Raw genomic sequence first — 17,268 nt, 5'->3', positions numbered from 1 at the left:
GGTTAGAGGTACGGGGGCAGTGGTGGCCGTCGCCGTTGGTCGCGACCGGCAGCGACGAAAGTCGTGGGCTCAGCGTCGGGCGGTGAGCAGCAGGGCGACGTCGTCGGCGCGGTGGGCGGAGTGCCTGGCGTCGCCGAGCAGCCGGTCGGCCAGCGCCTCCAGGCTCCCGTCGGCGGCGTGGGCGAGCGAGGCCCGCAGACGCTCGATGCCCTGGTCGATCCCGTAGCCGGACTCCTCGACCAGACCGTCGGTGTACAGGGCGAGCACGGAGCCGCGCGGCAGCAGGATCTCGTTGACGGGGTACTCGCTGAACGGGTCTACGCCGAGCAGGGCGCCGCCGTCGAGCTCGAGGATCTCGGTGTGCCCGTCGGGGTGCCGCAGCAGCGGCGGCACGTGGCCGGCACGGACGGCGCGGGCCCGCCCGTCGGTCGGGTCCAGACGGATCAGGCAGCAGCTCGCGAGCAGTCCGGGGTCGAGGTCGACGAGCAGCTGGTTGGTCCGGAGCAGGACCTCCGCCGGTGTGCTGCCGCCGGTGGCGAAGGCCCGTACGGCGCTGCGCAGCTGGCCCATGGTGGCGGCGGCGCCGACGCTGTGGCCCTCGACGTCGCCGATGACCAGGCAGAGGCCCTCGGCGGTGACGATGGCGTCGTACCAGTCGCCGCCGATCTCCATGCCCTGGGTGCCGGGCAGGTAGCGGGCGGCGATGGTGAAGCCCGGGACGTCGGGGAGCCGGTGCGGGAGGAGGGCCTGCTGGAGGCCGCGGGCGAGCACGAACTCGGCGTCGTACAGGCGGGCACGCTCCAGGGCCTGGGCGATCAGGCCGCCGAGGGCGGTGAGGACGGAGCGCTCCTCGGCCGTGAAGAGGCGGGGTTCGTCGAAGCCGAGGATGCAGCTGCCGATGGGGTGTCCGGAGGCGATCAGCGGCAGGAACGCCCACGCGCGCATCTCGTCGAGCGGGATGCCCGGGTAGGCGGCGAGCAGCTCGTGCTCGTCCTCGAAGAAGATCGGGGCACCGGAGCTGAGGGCGTCCGTGCCGGGCAGCCGGTTGCGCAGCGGGGTGCCCTCGAAGCCGTCGAGGAAGCCGTCGGGGTAGCCGCGTTGGGCGACCAGGAACATCCGGCCGGAGCGGACCAGATAGATCGCCAGCTCCTGGCCGCCGAAGCCGGGCAGGATCTGGTCGGCGACGGCGTCGCACACCTCGCGGACCGAGATGGCCTCGGTGAGCACGCTGGCGAGCTGGAGCAGGTGGTACATGGCGCCCGGACCGGCCCGGGCCCCCGCGGCGGCTTCGGGGGGTGCCGTCTCGGGGCGCAGGACGTCCGGCTGCATCGCCGCCGCGGGGTCGTGGGGCGGCGCGGACGGGACGACGCGGCCGGTGATGCCGTGGGCGTCGGGGTAGAGCGAGAAGGCCAGCCACTGGTCGGGCGGACGGCGGGCGAGGAACCCGGTGGGCCGCTGGGAGACCATGGCGGCGCGGTAGCGGTCCTCGTACGCCGGGTCCGCCAGCCAGGGCATCACGTCCCACGGGTGCCGGCCCTGCAGCTGCTCGCGCGGGGTGTCGAGGAGCAGTTCGAGGCTGCGGTTGGCGTAGTCGACCCGGCCTTCGGGGTCGAGGGAGAAGACCCCGTCCCGGAGCCGTTCCACGGCCGCGACGGCCGCGGCGCCGGCGGTGGTGTCCAGGACGGCGCCGATCAGGTGGGAGCGGGCCGGGCCCGTCGGCACCCGCCCCCAGATCTTGACCGGGCGGTAGCGGCCGTAGGCGTCGCGCACGCGCACGGTCTGGGTCGCCAGCGAGCCCGTCCTGGCGGCGGTCGCGGCGGCCGCGCGCAGCCGCGGGAGGTCCGCAGGTGAAATCAGCGTGGCCACGGTGGCGGCCCGGCCGTCGAACTCTGCCGGTGCCACGCCGAGGATGTCGCACAGCCCCTCGTCGGCGGCGACCGTGCCGGTGGTGAGGTCCCAGTCGAACAGGCCGACCCGGACGGCGGGGCCCACCGGCCCCGGCAGCTCGACCACGACGGGCTGCCCGGCGGCCTCGACGGGCAGCCCGGCAGCCGTCAGTTCGGCCAGCGAGGCCCCCAGCCGGTTGGCGGCGGCCCGCAGGTGGCGGCGGGCTGCGACCGGCACACCGGCGTCCGAACTCGGCCACAGCACGCTCAGCACCCCGAAGACCTCGCCGCCGCCCGCCACCGGCGCGCAGGCGGAGGCGAAGGCGTACGGCAGGCCGACGGCGAGCCGGGGGAAGCGCCGCATGGTGTCGTCGGCGCCGGAGAGACAGACGGTACGGCCGGTGCGGTAGGCCTCGGCGGCGGGCAGCGGGCTGGCCACCGGGACCCGCCGGAAACCGCTGAGGACGGGCAGCGGGACCCCGGCGACGGCGCCCAGCACCAGCGAGCGGCGGTCGGGCGAGCGGAGGTAGACCACTCCTCCGTAGGCCGAGGTGCTCTGCACCGCCTTGCGCAGCGCCACGCCGAGCAGTTCGTCACGGGCGACGGCGTTCTCCGGGGACGGGCGGTCCGCACCGGTCCGCGTCGCTCTGGTACCGCCGGTCACGTGCGGGCCAGGCGCACCCGCCGGAAAACCGTGGCGCATCTCTTCTCTGTACGCCCGCCGCCTGGGGGGTGTCAACCGGGGGCCTGTCACCCAGTGTCACCCACGGTGAGCCAGCTACCCTGTCCAGGGGCGCGTGGGGGCACCTCCCGGCCGGAGGCTGGGGGAGAACTGCGCGAGATCGGAAGGCAACGACCTGTGCCCTACCGCTTCGCGCAGTTCCTCGCGCCCCTACGGGGTTGACCGGCTGCCTTCACTACGAATCGGCATGACCATGTTGACCCGTCAACTGCCCGTCCCTATGCTCGACCCGCTCCGGTCCTCCCGGGCCGCGCAAGGCGTTCGGGAAGGACCTGCCATCAGCACCTCCACCACCCCGCAGCCCGTCAGCCGCAGGCGATTCCTCACCTATCTGGTGGCCGCCCCCGCCCTCGCCGTGGGTGCCCAGCTCGCCCTCGACGCCGAGCCGGCCCAGGCGCTGCCCGGAGTCCCCGACATCGCCGACCTGGGCGACGCACTGATCCTGGCCGGTCTGCCGACCTCCCACCTGCTGGTCCTGGAGGTCACCGAGGCGGGCCGGGTGGTGCTCCAACTCCCGCGCGTCGAGGTCGGCCAGGGCCTCACCACCGCAATGGCGATGCTCGTCGCCGACGAGCTGGACGCCCGGCTGGCGGACGTCGAGGTGCCGCTCTCGCCCGGCCGTCCGGATCTGATGTTCAACCAGCTGACCGGCGGCTCCAACTCGGTGCGCTCGCTCTACGACCCGGTACGAGCCGCCGCGGCCGCCGCCCGCGCCCGGCTGGTCACCGTCGCGGCCCGCCGCTGGGCCGTACCGGCGTCCACCCTGCGGACCCAGGACGGCGCCGTGCTCGCACCCGACGGGCGCAGTGCCCCGTACGGTTCGCTGGCCGTCGAGGCGGCGTCCGTGCTCGTACCGGCGGTGCCCGCGACCCCCAGGTCGCCCGCGCAGCAACAGCTGGTCGGACGGCCCACGGGCAGGATCGACGCGCGCGACATCGTCACCGGCAGAGCCAAGTACGCCGGCGACCTGGACGTCCCGGGCGCCGTGCCGACCGTGGTGTCCCGGCCCCCGACCATCAACGGCACCGTCGGCTCGTACGACGCGACGGCTGCCCTGGCGATGCCGGGTGTGCTCGGCGTGGTGCGGATCCCCAGCGGCATCGCGGTGCTCGCCGAGACCTTCGACCAGGCGCTCAAGGCCAAGTCCGCGCTGCAGGTCAGCTGGCAGCCGGGCCCGGTCGCCGCGCTCTCGGACGCGGACATCCGGGCCAAGCTGCGGGCCGCCCAACCACCGTTCCTGATACCGCCGCTGCTCACCCTGCACCTGGACGCCGAGTTCGACTTCGCGTTCGTCAGCCATGCGCCGATGGAGGTGCTCACGGCCGTCGCGGACGTCAGGGCCGACCACGCGGAGCTGTGGTTCGCCGCCCAGTCCCCGATCGTCGCCCAGCAGACCATCGCGGCCGAACTGGGCCTGCCGGTGTCCGCGGTGACGGTCCATGTGGTGCGTGGCGGCGGCTCGTTCGGGCGACGGCTGTTCTTCGACGCCGCCCTGGAGGCCGCGCAGATCTCCAAGGCCGCCGGGCGGCCGGTCAAGCTGATGTGGACCCGTAACGACGACGTCCGCCACGGGCGCCTGCGGCCCGCGAGCCACCACCGCATCCGGGCCACCCACGCGCTCGGCCAGGTGCTCACGTACGAGCACCGGGTCGCCACCGTCAGGACCGACTTCCGGCACGGCCTCGGCGAAGCCCTGACGGCGGCCGGGTTCGACCTCTCGGTGGCCGGGCTGAGCCTGGCACAGGCGTTCTTCCTGCTCACCGAGAACCTGCCGTACGAGCTCGGGGTGAGCACCCAGCTGCTCGCCGAGGTCCCGTTGGAGATGCACACGGGCAGCTGGCGCTCCGTCTACTCCGGCCTGGTGCGCACCGCCGACGAGATCATGGTCGACGAGCTCGCCCGGACGCTCGGCCAGGACCCGGTCGCCTTCCGGCGCGCCCGGCTGGCGAGCGCCGCCTCGCGGGCCGTCCTCGACAAGGCGGCGCAGGCCGGCCAGTGGGGGCGCGCCATGCCGGCCGGGCACGCCCAGGGCATCGCCTTCCACGAGGAGCACCGCTCCAGCGTCGCCTGCCTGGTCGAGATCGACGCCACCGACCGCGCCAACCCCCGGGTCACCAAGGCCGTGGTCGCCGCCGACGTCGGCAGGCCGGTCAACCCGCGCGGCCTGGAGGCACAGTTGATGGGCGCGGTGATGGACGGCATCTCCGTCACCCTGCAGGCAGGCGTGCACATCGACCACGGCGCCGTCCGCGAGGGCAGCTTCGCCGACTTCAGGTACGCCCGCCAGCGGCACAGTCCGCCCGCCTTCGAGGTGCACCTGATGCCGCCGAGCGGCGACCCGGGCGGCGCGGGAGAACTCGGCGTCCCGGCCGCCGCGGCGGCCGTCGCCAACGCCTACGCGCGCGCCACCGGTACGTCGCCCCGCAGCTTCCCGATCAACTTCTGAAGGGGCCTCACTTGCCCAGCTACGACTTCGTCCTCAACGGGCGGGCGGTCACCGTCGACGCGCCGGCCGACATGCCGCTGCTGTGGGTGCTGCGCGACAAGCTCGGTGTCACCGGGCCCAAGTACGGCTGCGGGGTCGGAGTCTGCCGCGCCTGCACCAGCCACCTGGACGGCGAGGAGATCCAGCCCTGCGTGGTGCCGGTCGCGGACTGCGCGGGCCACCAGGTCACCACCATCGAGGGCCTCGCGGACGGCGAGCAGCTGCACCCCGTCCAGCAGGCGTGGCTGGACTGCGACGTCGCGCAGTGCGGCTTCTGCCAGCCGGGCCAGATCATGACCGCCGTCGCCCTGCTGCGCCGCACCCCGAACCCCACGGACGCCGACATCGACCGGATCGAGAACGTCTGCCGCTGCGGCACCTACTTCCGCATCCGCGAGGCCATCAAGCAGGCCGCGGCCGCCCTCGACTGAGCCCGACCGGCCCATCTTGGGCATGCGGTCAGCCATAAACGAAACGGCACCGGCCTGGGCCCCTATCAAGTCGTCCGCGAGCTTCAGACACTCCTCGCCGCCCGGGCCGGCGCCTGCCCGGACGGTCCGTTCGGATAGCCACCGATCAGACGGGCCCGGAGGGGGCTTTGGTGGTTCGGGGTGGGTCATCGCCCTGGGCCTCCTCCTCCATCTCTCTGATCATCTCGTCCAGCCAGTCGATGCCCTGAGCGCACGCGCAGAGGCCCTGCTGTGGACGAACTGAAGGTTGGTCCGGTGGCATGGTCATTCTCCTCACAGCTCGGCAGGCGAGACGTCCAGCCTCACCTCCACGATTATCGGTCAGCACGCGCTCTGCCGATCGCCGCCCCAACACGGTCACCCGCCCGGCTCGCCTGCACTGGCTGCGCCGACCTGCGGCCGCTGGCCCGTCAGACCCTGGTGGCACCATCCCCACCATGGGCTTCTACTAGGACTACTTCAGCGCACCTGACGACGCCTCAGCGCTCTCCGCCTTCGCCGACGGGCCGGAAGGCGCTGGTTTCGACGCATTCTGCGTCAAGGGAATCGACCCCTGCGTCCTGCTCGGTCGCGCCGCCGCGCTGATCCTCGGCAAGCCGTTCTCCCAGGTCGTCGCCGATCCCCGGTTTGGTCGTCTGCTGACCGACCCGGCATCGGAGAGCAGCGGGATCCTCACCCTGACCGACGAGCTGCGCGATGCCCTCGGGGACGCGGGCGTCCCGGGCCGGCCCGCAGGCCTGACCGATCGCGAGCGGAGGAAGCATCTGGTGTCGGGGTCGGCCCCCTTCCGGTTCGTCGCCGCGGAGCGCACGTTCCTCAGTGGGGTCAACGCGGTCAACCCGGAGCCCTGGGAGGAAACCCTCCAAGTCCCGCTGGTGCCTGGTGAGCACAGAATCATCGCGAGCATGGTCAAGTGGGACATCGAACCCGCCGGCCACCAGGAAGACGGGACACCCGCCTCCGAGGCGTACATCGTCCTCGCGATCAACCCGATCGACACTGCGGACGATCTCCCTCCCCGGCACGGTTGAGGCTTTCCAGCGTCCTGGGCGGCGACCGCCGCTCCGACGGCCCGAGCTGATGCCGACACTGATGCCGACAGGCAGACAACTTCGCCTGATACGTGAGGTGTTGTCGGCGTACACCTGAAGTGTTCGGCCGGGGACAGATGAACGTGCTCGATCCCTCTTCCTCCCGGGGTGGCCTCGTCAGTGGATTCCCGAGCCGGGGTTCGCGTCGTCCCATTCCTGTCGGGCCCGGGCGATGGGGTCGCGGTGCTCCAGCGACCAGTCAGCGAGGGATTTGACCAGGTGGGTCAGGCTGTGGCCCATCGGTGTCAGGGCGTACTCGACCTGGGGTGGAACGGTCGGGTGGACGGTTCGGGTGAGCAGGCCGTCGCGTTCCAGCCGGCGTACGGTGAGCGTCAGCATTCGCTGGGAGATGCCCGGGACAGCGCGCTGCAGCTGGCGGAAGCGGCGCACGCCTTGTGCCAGCTCGACGACGACCAGGACGGACCACTTGTCCCCGATCCGGTCGAGGACGTCGCGGATGCCGCAGTCTTCGTGTTCACCACTGCAGCTGACGACGGGCCCGCTGGTTACCTCCGTGTGCCCTGCTGACATTGAAGTGCCTCCTTACGCCCCGCGACTCTGACCCGCAGGATGGTGCTGGTTACCGAAGAGAACCTACCCGCACAGGAGAGACCGTTGATCCTCGTCACCGGCGCCACCGGCGCCCTGGGCACCCTCATCGCCGAGTTGCTCGCCGACCGCGACGACGTGGTGCTCGGCACGCGCGAGCCCGAGCGTGTGCGCGTGGCGCTGCCCGTGCGCCGCATCGACTTCGACGACCCGCGTACCCTCACCGATGGCTTCGCCGACGCGGACGTGCTGCTGCTGGTCTCCGCCGGCTACGGCGAGGACGACACCGTCATCGCCCGCCACGGCGCCGCCATCGACGCGGCCGAGAAGACGGGTGTGGGCCACATCGTCTATACCAGCCTGACCGCGGACGGGGATCACCTCCCCTACGCCCTGCCGCACCGCTGGACCGAACGCCGGCTGCGCGCCGGTTCAGCGAACTGGACGATCCTGCGCAACGGCCTTTACGCGGAACTCCTGGGAGGGCTCGCGGCACCGGGCCCGGACGGCAGGCTGACCGCCCCGCTCGGCGACGGGCGCCTGGCGGCCGTGGCCCGCGCAGACCTCGCGGACGCCGCCGCCACGGTCGCCCTCCACGCGGCCGCCCACGCGGGACGGATCTACGAGCTCGTCGGCGAGGAGGCCATCAGCGGCGCCGACCTGGCCCGGGCCCATGGCCCGGCCACCAGCTACGAACCCGAGACCCTCGCCCAGGCCCGCAAGCGCCTTGACGCATCCGGCGCCGAGCCCTTCCAGGTGCCGATGCTGCTCGGCACCTACTCCGCCATCGCCGCCGGCTTCATGAGCCGCACCGGCAGCGAGCTGCGCCAACTGCTCGGAAAGACTCCCCGGCGCGCGATGGACGTCATCACCCACCACATCCGATAGAGAGCACCCCGCGCCACGGGAGAGAGATGTCGGCGGGTTTCGAGAGCATTTGGGTGCTCGCTTCGGGGCCATGGTTGTGCTGTGCACGACGACGGTCTTGGGTGCTGCCGAGCTCTCCTGGCTGTTCCGCGCGGGCGTCGAGCTGCCGGCCTGACGGTCCGGCCCGGTCCGGCCCGGTCCGGTCCCAGAGCAGTCCGGGGTCGGGTGTGCCGGGGCAGGCGTTGCCCGATGCGGCACTACCGAACCGGGAGGGCGTAGAGCACCGTGTCGTGCCCGGCGAACAGCCGCCGGCCGTCGGTGCTGAGGGTCCAGACCTGGATGCCCGGGCCGGAATCGCGGAAGGTCCAGCGGATCGTGCCGTTCTCGGTGTCCACCGCGCAGACCCCGCCGTCCGCCGGCCCGGGCACGAACAGGGTCTTCCCCACCAGGAGCGGCCTGCTCCGCGAGTCGAGCCGGAACGGCAGCCGGCAGGACCACACCTCGCGGCCGTCGACGGCGGAGTTCCTGGTCAGCAGGCCGCTGTCCCTGGGGACGTACACGGCACCGTCGGCGGGCAGCGGCTTCAGGCAGCGCCAGCTCTCGCCCTGATCCGGCATCAGGGACCACCTGCTGCTGCCGTCCGAGAGCCGGACGGCCCGCAGCCCACTGGCGCGCTGGGCGACGTAGACGTTGTCACCGTCCGTGGCACGCCAGCTGAGTGCCTGGTCGGCGGGGACGACCCAGAGCCGCGAGCCGTCCGCCACGTTGAGCGCCACCAGCTCGTCCCGGGTGCTGCGGGCCACGAGCCGGCCCCCGGGTGCCACCTGGACGTCCGACAGGTAGCCGCCTGCCTCGTCGTCCGGCCGGGACCAGAGCAGTTCGCGCGTCTGCGTGGAGAGGGCGAACAGGTCGCCGGTACCCATTCCCCTTCGGCGGACCCGGCCGTAGAGCACGGCCTGGTCGCAGCAGTCGAGGCTCCACGAGGCCGCCTCGCCGCCGAGGCTCTGCGGAGCCGTCAGCTCCCAGTCGGTGTCGGGGTCGGTGAGGTGGTAGCCCGTGAGGTGTCCGATGGTGGTGTCGTAGACCCGGTCGGCACCCATCACCACCCGGCTGCCGGGACGTTCGGCACCTGCCGAGCCCTCGTCGCCGGGGAGCCGGATCCGTCGGCGCACCCCACCGGTGGCCGGGTCCAGGCTCAGCAGCTCCGAGCGGGTGAGGAAGAGCGGCAGCACCGGCGGCTCGCCCAGCCGCTCGGCCGCCAGCGCCTCGTTGTCCCGGTGCGTCCACAGCGGCCGGGGGCCCGACACCGCCGGCGGCGGCGTCTCGGCGGCCGGTGCCCGGTTGAACCACCAGGCCGCCCCGCCCGCCAGCAGCGCGGCCCCGCCGACCAGCAGCTGACGCCGAGTCGGCCCGCCCGTTCCCTCGACGACGTCTTCCTCCGCCTCGGAGAGAGGGTCCGCCCGTACCTCGACGGATATCGCCCCCACCCGCTCGGCGGGCCCCTCCGGCCGTCCCGAACCCATACCTGCCCTCGCCTCCCCCGTGCGGCGCGGCCCCCGCCGCGCCGACCGGGAGACTACCGGACGCCTCGCGCGTACGAACGACCGCGGCCGCACCCTGACGGGTCACCCGGCGACGGCGCTGCCGACCGGGGCCGTGACAGGCGGCCGGGCGGGCGCCACCGGCCGGCGTACCAGCAGCAGCACCGCGGCCCCACCCGCCAGGCCCAGTGCACCCGACACCAGGAAGGTGTCCTGCAGGCCGGACGCGAAGGCCACGTGCACCAGGTGCCCGACAGCGGGCCGCTGCTCGGGCGCGGCCTGTGCGATGACCGCGCCCGCCTGACCACCCGTCAGTGCGTCGGCCGTACGCAGCGGGTCCGGCAGCGTACGGGCGGTGCGGAGTGAGTCGAGCAGCCCGGCCTGGAACACGGCGCCGAGCAGCGCGATGCCGAGCGCGTTGCCGAGCTGCCGCGCGGTGTTGAGCGCCCCGCCCGCCATCCCGGCCCGGGCCTGCGGGACGGCCGCCATCGCGGAGGAGGCCATCGCCGGGGTCGCCAGTCCCACCCCGGCCCCGGTCACGGCGAGGCCGAGGACCAGCGCCGTCCAGGTCGAGCCGGCGTCCAGCGTCGCCTGCAGGAGTGCGCCCGCGCCGATCAGCAGCAGCCCGCCCCCGATGGTGAAGCGGGGCGGCGCGCCGTGCAGCAACCGCCCGGCCAGACCGGCCACCAGGAAGGCCACGATGCTCATCGGCAGCAGGGCCAGACCCGCCGCCACCGGCCCGAGGCCGAGCACGGACTGCAGCCAGAGCGAGGTGTACACCAGGTAGGAGAAGGCGGCCACCGAGAGCAGCAGACCACCGATCATGATGCCGACGAAGGCCGGGCTGCGGAACAGCGCGAGGTCGAGCATCGGCCGGCTGCTGCTCCGCTGGACCAGCAGGAAGGCCAGCAGCGAGACGGCGCTCAGCGCGAGGAGTCCGAGCGTGGTGGTCGAGGTCCAGCCGTTGTCGCCGACCCGGATCAGCGCGTAGGTGAGCGCTCCGGCGGAGAGGGTGAAGGTGACCAGCCCGGGCAGGTCGACGCCACGGGCCTCGGGGTTGCGCGACTCCTTCACCACGCGGAGGGTGACGACCACCGCCAGTACGCTGACCGGCAGGTTGACGTAGAAGATCCAGCGCCAGTCGAGGTGTTCGGTGAGCAGGCCGCCGAGGATCGGGCCGGCCGCCGCCGCTGCCCCGTTCACCGCGCCCCAGACGCCGAACGCGATGCCGCGGTCCCGTCCCTGGTACGCGCCACTGAGCAGGGCCATCGTGGTGGCGAACATCGCCGCCCCGCCGACGCCCTGCAGACCCCGGAAGGCGATCAGTGCGGCCGGGCCGGTGGCCAGGCCGCAGGCCAGCGAGGCCGCCGCGAACAGGACCAGCCCGGCCAGGTAGACCTTGCGCCGTCCTATCTGGTCGGCGAGCGAGCCCGCGCCGAGCAGCAGCGCGGCCAGGGCGAGGGCGTAGACGTCCATCACCCATTGCAGGTCGGCGAAGGTGGTGTGCAGGCTGGTGGCCATGTCGGGCAGGGCGACGGTCACGATCGTGACGTCCACCAGCAGCATGAACGCCCCCAGGCACACCGCGATCAGCGGCAGCCATTTGCGCATCGGAATCTCCTCGGTTCCTCGGCCGGGCAAGGGCTGCCCGGGCTCCCACCGAAGCTCGCAGCCGTGGGGCGGATCGGCCTATCCAGCCGAACGGCTGCGGCGGATTCCGATGCTGAGGCACCCTGTGATGATGGAAACCATCAAGGAGCCGGAGCTGGACGGGCTCGACCGGATGCTCGTCGAGGCGCTGATGATCGACGGCCGGGCCTCGTTCAGCCGGCTCGCCGAGGTGCTGGAGGTGTCGGACCAGACGGTGATCCGGCGCTACCGCCGGATGCGCACGGCCGGGATCCTGCGCGTGGTCGGCCTGCCGCTGGGCCACCGGGTCGGCTTGTTCGAGTCCTGGCTGCGGGTCCAGTGCACACCGGACGCCGCGGTCGCCGTGGCGGACGCGCTGGCGCGTCGCCCGGACACCGCGTGGGTCACGCTCAACTCGGGCGGCACCGAGATCCACTGCGTCACCAAGGCCAGGACCCGGCAGGACCGGGACGCGCTCCTGCTGCAGAAGCTCCCGCGCACCCGCCGGGTCACCGCCGTCTCCGCCCACAGCATCCTGCGGACGTACATCGGCGGCCCGGCGCGCTGGCGCGGCCCCGACGTCCTGACCGAGGCTCAGGTGGCTGCCCTGGAACGTCCGGTGACCGCCGGTCCGGGGCTCCGGGTGAAGCTCGACGAGGCCGAGCTGGCGATGCTGGCCACGCTGAGCCACGACGGCCGGGCCGGCTACCCGGAGCTCGCCAGGGCGACCCGGCTCTCCGAGTCCACCGTCCGCCGCCGCCTCGACCAGCTGCGGGACAGTGGCGCGCTCTACCTCGATGTCGAGATCGACCCCCTCCTGCTCGGATTCGAGAGCCAGGCGGTCCTGCTGGCCACCGTCGCACCCGGCGAGCTGGCGGCGGTGGGCGCCGCGATCGGCCGGCACCGTGAGGTCCCGTTCGCCGCGGCCATCACCGGGTCGGCCAACCTCCTCGCCGTGGTGGTCTGCCGCGACACCGACGCGTTCTACGACTACCTGACCGAACGCATCGGCGCACTCAAGGCCGTCCAGAACGTCGAGGTCGTGCCCGTGATCCGCACCGTCAAGCGCGCCGGGATGCTGATGGACGGCTCCCGCCTGGTGGATCCGCCGTCGCAGGTGATCGGCTAGGGTCCTCGCCAGGGGACGGCCAATGACGCCCCGTCCGCCACGTGACACTGAGGGAGACGTGCCCCGATGACGGCAAACCCGACGATCCTCGTCCTGCCCGGCTACGAGAACTCCGGCCCCGAGCACTGGCAGAGCCGGTGGGAGCAGGAGACCCCGGCCTTCCAGCGGGTCGAGCAGGCCGACTGGGACAACCCGCTCGTCGGCGACTGGGTGGAGACCCTGGACAAGGCGGTCACCGACCGGCCGGGCCCGGTCGTCCTGGTCGCCCACAGCCTCGGCTGCATCACGGTCGCCCACTGGGCTGCGTCCCACCCCGGCCGTGAGGTACGCGGCGCCCTGCTCGTCGCCCCCGCCGACATCGACACCGCCGACGTCCCCGAGCTGGTGAACTTCCGCCCGATCCCGCTGCAGCCGCTGCCCTTCCCCAGCATCGTGGTCGCGAGCAGCGACGACCCCTGGTGCTCCCCCGCCCGTTCCCGCCTCCTCGCCGACAGCTGGGGCTCCCGCTTCGTCGACGTCGGCCCGTACGGCCACCTCAACTCCGCCTCCGGCCTCGGCTCCTGGCCCGAGGGCCGCGCCCTGCTCGCGGAGCTGACCGCCGGCCGGTGAAACCCCGGCGGGCGACCCGGCCTCCGAGGTCGGGTACGCTCCGCCGCCGGAGGCGGCGAGAAATCCGTGGCCCGGATTTCCGTTATCGGGCGGCAGCCGCCGGATCTCCCAGTACGACAGGGCAGAGCCGGACGAGCTGACGGAGAAGGTGGACCACGCAATGGACAGGGACTGCGGCGTAACGACGGTGGTGCAGGCGCAGGCCGGGGACCAGCGAGCCACGGACGAGCTGATCAGCAGCCACCTCCCGCTGGTCTACAACATCGTCGGCCGGGCCCTCGGCGGGCACCCGGACACCGACGACGTGGTGCAGGACACCATGCTCCGCGCGGTGGACAGCCTGCCCGCCCTGCGCGAGCCGGCCAGCTTCCGGTCCTGGCTGGTGGCGATCGCGATGAACCAGGTCCGCCGCCGGCATCAGGAGCACCTGACCCACCAGGCGTACCGGGCGGCCACGCCCGGCCCGGGCTTCGAGGACGCGTACGAGCCGGCCGATCCCGGGGCGGACTTCGTCGACCTCACCATCGTCCGCCTCGGCCTGGCCGGGCAGCGCCGGGAGGTCGCGGAGGCGACCCGCTGGCTGGACGAGGCGGACCGCGAGCTGCTCTCCCTGTGGTGGCTGGAGGCGGCGGGCGAGCTGACCCGGGCGGAGCTCGCGGGGGCGCTCGAGCTGTCGCCGCAGCACGCGGCGGTGCGGGTGCAGCGGATGAAGGGCCAGCTGGAGACGGCCCGGGTCGTCGTCCGGGCGCTCGCGACGACGCCGCCCTGCTCGGAGCTGGCGGAGCTGACGGCCGGCTGGGACGGCGTCCCGAGCGCGCTGTGGCGCAAGCGGATCGCCCGCCACGCCCGGGACTGCGGGGTCTGCTCCCGGCACTGGAGCGGCCTGGTGCCCGCCGAGGGCCTGCTCGCGGGCCTGGCCCTGGTGCCCGTCCCGCACACCTACGGCGCGTCCGCTGCCGCCTCGCTGCTCGGCTCGCACTCGGCGGCGAGCGCCTCGAACTCCGCGGCCGCGCACTCCGCGGCCTCGAACGCCTCGGTGTCGAACTCCGCAGTGTCGGCCGGCCACCGCGCCCGGCCGAACGGCGGCGGTCGGCGTCACCGGGCCAAGCCCCGCCGGCGCATGCTGACGGCCGCCGTCGGCACGGCGGTCCTGACGCTCGCCGCCGTGGGAGTGGTGGCCGCCGACCAGGATCAGCCGGCCGACTCCACGGCCCGTACGGACGCCGCTGCGGCGGCCTCACAGCCGGTCCCGGTGGAGGCCGCCCTCGAGAAGACGGCCTCGGCATCGCCCACCCCGACCCTCTCCCCCACGCCCACGCCCACCCCGACGCCCAGCAAGAGCCCGAGCGCCTCCCCGACGCCGACCCCGAGCGTCTCCCGCAGCGCGACGCCGTCCACCACCGCGCAGCAGGTCCTCGACCTGGTGAACACCGAGCGCGCCCGGGCGGGCTGTGCGGCGGTGCGCAGCAACTCCAAGCTGCAGGCCGCGGCCCAGGGCCACTCCGACGACATGGCGGCCCGCAACTTCTTCGACCACACCAACCCCGACGGCGAGGGCCCGCAGCCCCGGATCGAGGCGCAGGGCTACCGCTGGAGCACCTGGGGGGAGAACATCGCCCGCGGCCAGCGCGACGCCACAGCCGTCATGACCAGCTGGATGAACAGCCCGGGACACAAGGCCAACATCCTCAACTGCGCCTTCACCGAACTCGGCGTGGGCGTGCACCAGGGCACCGGCGGCCCCTGGTGGACGCAGGACTTCGGGACTCCCCGATGACCTGATCAGCGCTCGTCGTCGCCGTCCTCCCGAAGACGGCTGGGACCGGTGCGGTCGGTGTGGTGCGGTGAGCGGTTCCAGAAGAGATCGTCGGGCCCGGCCTCGGGGTCCGGAGGCTCGTGGCCGGCCTCGTGGGGAGCCGAACGGCCCTCGAAGAGATCGTCGCCGGCGCCGTCGTAGGGCCCTTCGAAGGACCTCGATGCGCCGTCCTGATGGTGCTGACCGGTCATCATGACTCCCGCAATTGGATGGCCCGGACACCGCAAGCCTACTGCCGGGCGTCCCGAGGCCCGGCTTGATGACATGCGGCGGAAGGATCACGCTGGCAGAGGGGCCTGGTAGCGGGTACGGGAATGAGCGGCGATGCACACCGACCGTAACGACTCCTCCGCCGAACCCGGCGATCGGGCGATCGTGGAGTGGGCGTTCGCCCAGTCCCCGGTGTCCATGGCCATCTTCGACACCCAGGTCAGGTACTGGCGGCTCAACGAGACCGCCAGTCGCTTCATGGGAGTCGGCGAGGCGGATCTGCGCGGGCGCGGCTACCTGGAGACGGCGCCCGAGGACGAGGCCGGCCAGGGCTTCCATCGCCGGCTGCGCCAGGTCGCCGAGAGCGGGCAGCCGGCCTGCTACGAGAGCTTCACCCGGGCACCGTCCTCGACCCGCGAGCACGCCTGGAACACCTGGATGTGGCCCGTACGGGACGAAGCCGGCACCGTGTGCGCCGTCGCCATCGCGGCGTTCGACAACAGCGAGCAGCACGCGGCCCGGCGCCGGCTGGCCCTGCTCAACGAGGCCAGCACCACCATCGGGACCACCCTGGACGTGCTGCACACCGCCGCCGAGCTCGCCCGGCTGGTGGTGCCGCGGCTGGCGGACTTCACCACCGTGGACCTGCTGGAGTCCGTGCTGTACGGGCAGGAGCCGACACCCGGACCGGTCGGCGGCTCCGTGGTGCTGCGCCGGGTCGCGCACGAGTCCGTCAGTCCGGGCGTCCCGGAGACCGTCGTCGAGCTAGGCGGGATCGACAGCTATCCGCCGTTCTCGCCCGCGGCCCGCGCTCTGGCCGCCGGCCGGCCTGTCCTCAGCGGGCCGGGCGAGCCGGACTTCGAGCGCTGGCTCGCGCAGGACGCCGCCAGGGCCGCCATGGTCCGCGAGTACACCCTGCGCTCGATCACGGCGGTGCCGCTGAGCGCGCGCGGCACCACGCTGGGGGTGGCCGTGTTCATCCGCCGGGACGGCCGTGATCCCTTCGACCGGGAGGACGTCGCGCTGGCCGGGGAGCTCGGCGCCCGCGCCGCCGTCAGCATCGACAACGCCCGCCGCTACACCCGCGAGCACACCACGGCCCTGGCCCTGCAGCGGAGCCTGCTCCCGCAGGGGCTGCCCGGGCAAGCGGCCGTGGAGGCCGCGTCGCGGTACCTGCCCGCGCACGCGGGCGCCGGTGTGGGCGGCGACTGGTTCGATGTGATCCCGCTGTCGGGCATCCGGGTCGCGCTGGTGGTCGGGGACGTGGTCGGCCACGGCCTGCACGCCTCCGCCACCATGGGCCGGCTGCGCACCGCGGTGCGCACCCTCGCGGACGTGGACCTCCCGCCCGACGAGCTCCTCGCGCACCTCGACGACATGGTCAGCCATCTGAGCGTCGAGTCGGAGAACTCCGGGGCCGCGGGCGACACCCACGACGCCTACGCCGGGCCGGTCCCGGAAGCGGCCGGCGACATCGGCGCCACCTGCCTGTACGCCGTCTACGACCCGGTCTCCCGACGCTGTACGGTCGCCAGCGCCGGCCACCCCTCGCCCGTGCTGCTCCGCCCGGACGGCGTCGCCGAGGTCATCCGGCTCTCGCCGGGCCCGCCGCTGGGTGTCGGCGGCCTGCCCTTCGAGGCGACCGAGCTGGAGCTGCCCGAGGACAGCCTGATCGCCCTCTACACGGACGGTCTGGTGGTGTCGCGCGACCGCGACATCGACGCCGGGGTCGAGGAGCTGGGCCGGGTCCTGACCTCCGCCTCCCCGTCCCTGGAGGTGACCTGCGACTCCGTCATGAAGGCCCTGCTCACCGCGCGCCCCACGGACGACGCCGCCCTGCTCCTCGCCCGCACCCGCGCGCTCACCGCCGACCAGGTCGCGACCTGGGACATCCCCGCCGACCCTGCCCTGGTCGCCGACGCCCGCAACCTGGCGGCGCGCCAACTCGCCGTGTGGGGGCTGGGCGAGGCCGCGTTCGTGACCGAACTCGTGGTCAGCGAGCTGGTCACCAACGCCATCCGCTACGGCCGCACCCCCATCCAGCTGCGGCTGATCCGGGACCGCGCCCTGATCTGCGAGGTCTCCGACGCCAGCAACACCGCTCCCCACCTGCGACGTGCCCGGAAATTCGACGAGGGCGGCCGGGGCCTGCTGCTGGTCGCCCAGCTGACTCAGCGTTGGGGCACCCGCCAGAGCGCCGTCGGCAAGACCATCTGGGCCGAACAACCGCTTCCGACGGGGTGA

At 73.3% G+C, this 17,268-nt stretch carries 14 protein-coding genes; 8 read left to right on the top strand and 6 right to left on the bottom strand.

What is annotated here, in order from left to right; all coding sequences use genetic code 11:
* Positions 1-69: 69 nt before the first annotated feature.
* Complete coding sequence (locus tag FB465_RS33925) at positions 70-2,589, bottom strand: SpoIIE family protein phosphatase (protein WP_145796752.1); 2,520 nt, start codon at positions 2,587-2,589, stop codon at positions 70-72.
* A 226-nt stretch (positions 2,590-2,815) separates the two neighbouring features.
* Between FB465_RS33925 and FB465_RS33920 the strand changes: the two genes are divergently transcribed.
* Together FB465_RS33920 and FB465_RS33915 are read left to right on the top strand one after the other, a co-directional pair.
* Positions 2,816-5,074 carry a xanthine dehydrogenase family protein molybdopterin-binding subunit gene (locus tag FB465_RS33920; protein ID WP_246193058.1) on the top strand — a complete coding sequence of 753 codons (2,259 nt, stop codon included), beginning with the start codon at positions 2,816-2,818 and terminating at the stop codon, positions 5,072-5,074.
* Between the two features lie 11 nt (positions 5,075-5,085).
* On the top strand, positions 5,086-5,544 hold the full coding sequence (locus tag FB465_RS33915) for a (2Fe-2S)-binding protein (protein ID WP_145796750.1): 459 nt from the start codon (positions 5,086-5,088) through the stop codon (positions 5,542-5,544).
* A 518-nt stretch (positions 5,545-6,062) separates the two neighbouring features.
* On the opposite strand, the gene FB465_RS33910 is transcribed toward FB465_RS33915, so the two are convergent.
* The gene (locus tag FB465_RS33910) at positions 6,063-6,347 is read right to left on the bottom strand and encodes a hypothetical protein (protein ID WP_145796748.1); all 285 of its coding nucleotides are present in this window, start codon (positions 6,345-6,347) and stop codon (positions 6,063-6,065) included.
* Positions 6,348-6,350: 3 nt separating this feature from the next.
* On the opposite strand from FB465_RS33910, the gene FB465_RS33905 reads away from it, so the two are divergent.
* Positions 6,351-6,614 carry a hypothetical protein gene (locus FB465_RS33905; RefSeq protein WP_145796747.1) on the top strand — a complete coding sequence of 88 codons (264 nt, stop codon included), beginning with the start codon at positions 6,351-6,353 and terminating at the stop codon, positions 6,612-6,614.
* A 177-nt stretch (positions 6,615-6,791) separates the two neighbouring features.
* Here the strand turns inward: FB465_RS33905 and FB465_RS33900 are convergent, their stop codons facing one another.
* Positions 6,792-7,205, bottom strand: a complete 414-nt coding sequence (locus tag FB465_RS33900) for a winged helix-turn-helix transcriptional regulator (RefSeq protein WP_145796745.1) — start codon at positions 7,203-7,205, stop codon at positions 6,792-6,794.
* 84 nt (positions 7,206-7,289) lie between these two features.
* Between FB465_RS33900 and FB465_RS33895 the strand changes: the two genes are divergently transcribed.
* Positions 7,290-8,111, top strand: coding sequence for an NAD(P)H-binding protein (locus FB465_RS33895; RefSeq protein WP_145796743.1), 822 nt, complete (start codon positions 7,290-7,292; stop codon positions 8,109-8,111).
* A gap of 236 nt (positions 8,112-8,347) precedes the next feature.
* On the opposite strand, the gene FB465_RS33890 is transcribed toward FB465_RS33895, so the two are convergent.
* Positions 8,348-9,613, bottom strand: coding sequence for an outer membrane protein assembly factor BamB family protein (locus FB465_RS33890; RefSeq protein WP_145796741.1), 1,266 nt, complete (start codon positions 9,611-9,613; stop codon positions 8,348-8,350).
* Between the two features lie 102 nt (positions 9,614-9,715).
* Positions 9,716-11,242, bottom strand: coding sequence for an MFS transporter (locus FB465_RS33885; protein WP_145796739.1), 1,527 nt, complete (start codon positions 11,240-11,242; stop codon positions 9,716-9,718).
* A gap of 130 nt (positions 11,243-11,372) precedes the next feature.
* Between FB465_RS33885 and FB465_RS33880 the strand changes: the two genes are divergently transcribed.
* The 3 genes from FB465_RS33880 to FB465_RS33870 all read left to right on the top strand — a co-directional run bounded on the left by FB465_RS33880 (position 11,373) and on the right by FB465_RS33870 (position 14,775).
* Positions 11,373-12,389: an Lrp/AsnC family transcriptional regulator gene (locus FB465_RS33880; protein WP_342791870.1), complete on the top strand. Its 1,017-nt coding sequence runs from the start codon at positions 11,373-11,375 to the stop codon at positions 12,387-12,389.
* Positions 12,390-12,455: 66 nt separating this feature from the next.
* Positions 12,456-12,998, top strand: a complete 543-nt coding sequence (locus FB465_RS33875; protein WP_145796735.1) for an RBBP9/YdeN family alpha/beta hydrolase — start codon at positions 12,456-12,458, stop codon at positions 12,996-12,998.
* A gap of 160 nt (positions 12,999-13,158) precedes the next feature.
* Positions 13,159-14,775: a sigma-70 family RNA polymerase sigma factor gene (locus tag FB465_RS33870; protein ID WP_145796734.1), complete on the top strand. Its 1,617-nt coding sequence runs from the start codon at positions 13,159-13,161 to the stop codon at positions 14,773-14,775.
* Positions 14,776-14,780: 5 nt separating this feature from the next.
* Here the strand turns inward: FB465_RS33870 and FB465_RS33865 are convergent, their stop codons facing one another.
* Positions 14,781-15,005 carry a hypothetical protein gene (locus FB465_RS33865; RefSeq protein ID WP_145796732.1) on the bottom strand — a complete coding sequence of 75 codons (225 nt, stop codon included), beginning with the start codon at positions 15,003-15,005 and terminating at the stop codon, positions 14,781-14,783.
* A 133-nt stretch (positions 15,006-15,138) separates the two neighbouring features.
* Between FB465_RS33865 and FB465_RS33860 the strand changes: the two genes are divergently transcribed.
* Positions 15,139-17,268: an ATP-binding SpoIIE family protein phosphatase gene (locus tag FB465_RS33860; RefSeq protein ID WP_145796729.1), complete on the top strand. Its 2,130-nt coding sequence runs from the start codon at positions 15,139-15,141 to the stop codon at positions 17,266-17,268.

This window comes from Kitasatospora atroaurantiaca, assembly GCF_007828955.1.
GTDB lineage: Bacteria > Actinomycetota > Actinomycetes > Streptomycetales > Streptomycetaceae > Kitasatospora > Kitasatospora atroaurantiaca.
The sequence above is the reverse complement of the archived record's forward strand: the minus strand, read 5'-3'. Positions and strand labels throughout refer to the sequence as shown.

Coding starts and splice junctions, on each gene's coding strand:
- FB465_RS33925 (WP_145796752.1), bottom strand. CDS start 2,589: ATGCGCCACGGTTTTCCGGCGGGTGCGCCTGGCCCGCACGTGACCGGC.
- FB465_RS33920 (WP_246193058.1), top strand. CDS start 2,816: ATGACCATGTTGACCCGTCAACTGCCCGTCCCTATGCTCGACCCGCTC.
- FB465_RS33910 (WP_145796748.1), bottom strand. CDS start 6,347: ATGCTTCCTCCGCTCGCGATCGGTCAGGCCTGCGGGCCGGCCCGGGAC.
- FB465_RS33900 (WP_145796745.1), bottom strand. CDS start 7,205: ATGTCAGCAGGGCACACGGAGGTAACCAGCGGGCCCGTCGTCAGCTGC.
- FB465_RS33890 (WP_145796741.1), bottom strand. CDS start 9,613: ATGGGTTCGGGACGGCCGGAGGGGCCCGCCGAGCGGGTGGGGGCGATA.
- FB465_RS33885 (WP_145796739.1), bottom strand. CDS start 11,242: ATGCGCAAATGGCTGCCGCTGATCGCGGTGTGCCTGGGGGCGTTCATG.
- FB465_RS33880 (WP_342791870.1), top strand. CDS start 11,373: ATGGAAACCATCAAGGAGCCGGAGCTGGACGGGCTCGACCGGATGCTC.
- FB465_RS33875 (WP_145796735.1), top strand. CDS start 12,456: ATGACGGCAAACCCGACGATCCTCGTCCTGCCCGGCTACGAGAACTCC.
- FB465_RS33870 (WP_145796734.1), top strand. CDS start 13,159: ATGGACAGGGACTGCGGCGTAACGACGGTGGTGCAGGCGCAGGCCGGG.
- FB465_RS33865 (WP_145796732.1), bottom strand. CDS start 15,005: ATGACCGGTCAGCACCATCAGGACGGCGCATCGAGGTCCTTCGAAGGG.
- FB465_RS33860 (WP_145796729.1), top strand. CDS start 15,139: ATGCACACCGACCGTAACGACTCCTCCGCCGAACCCGGCGATCGGGCG.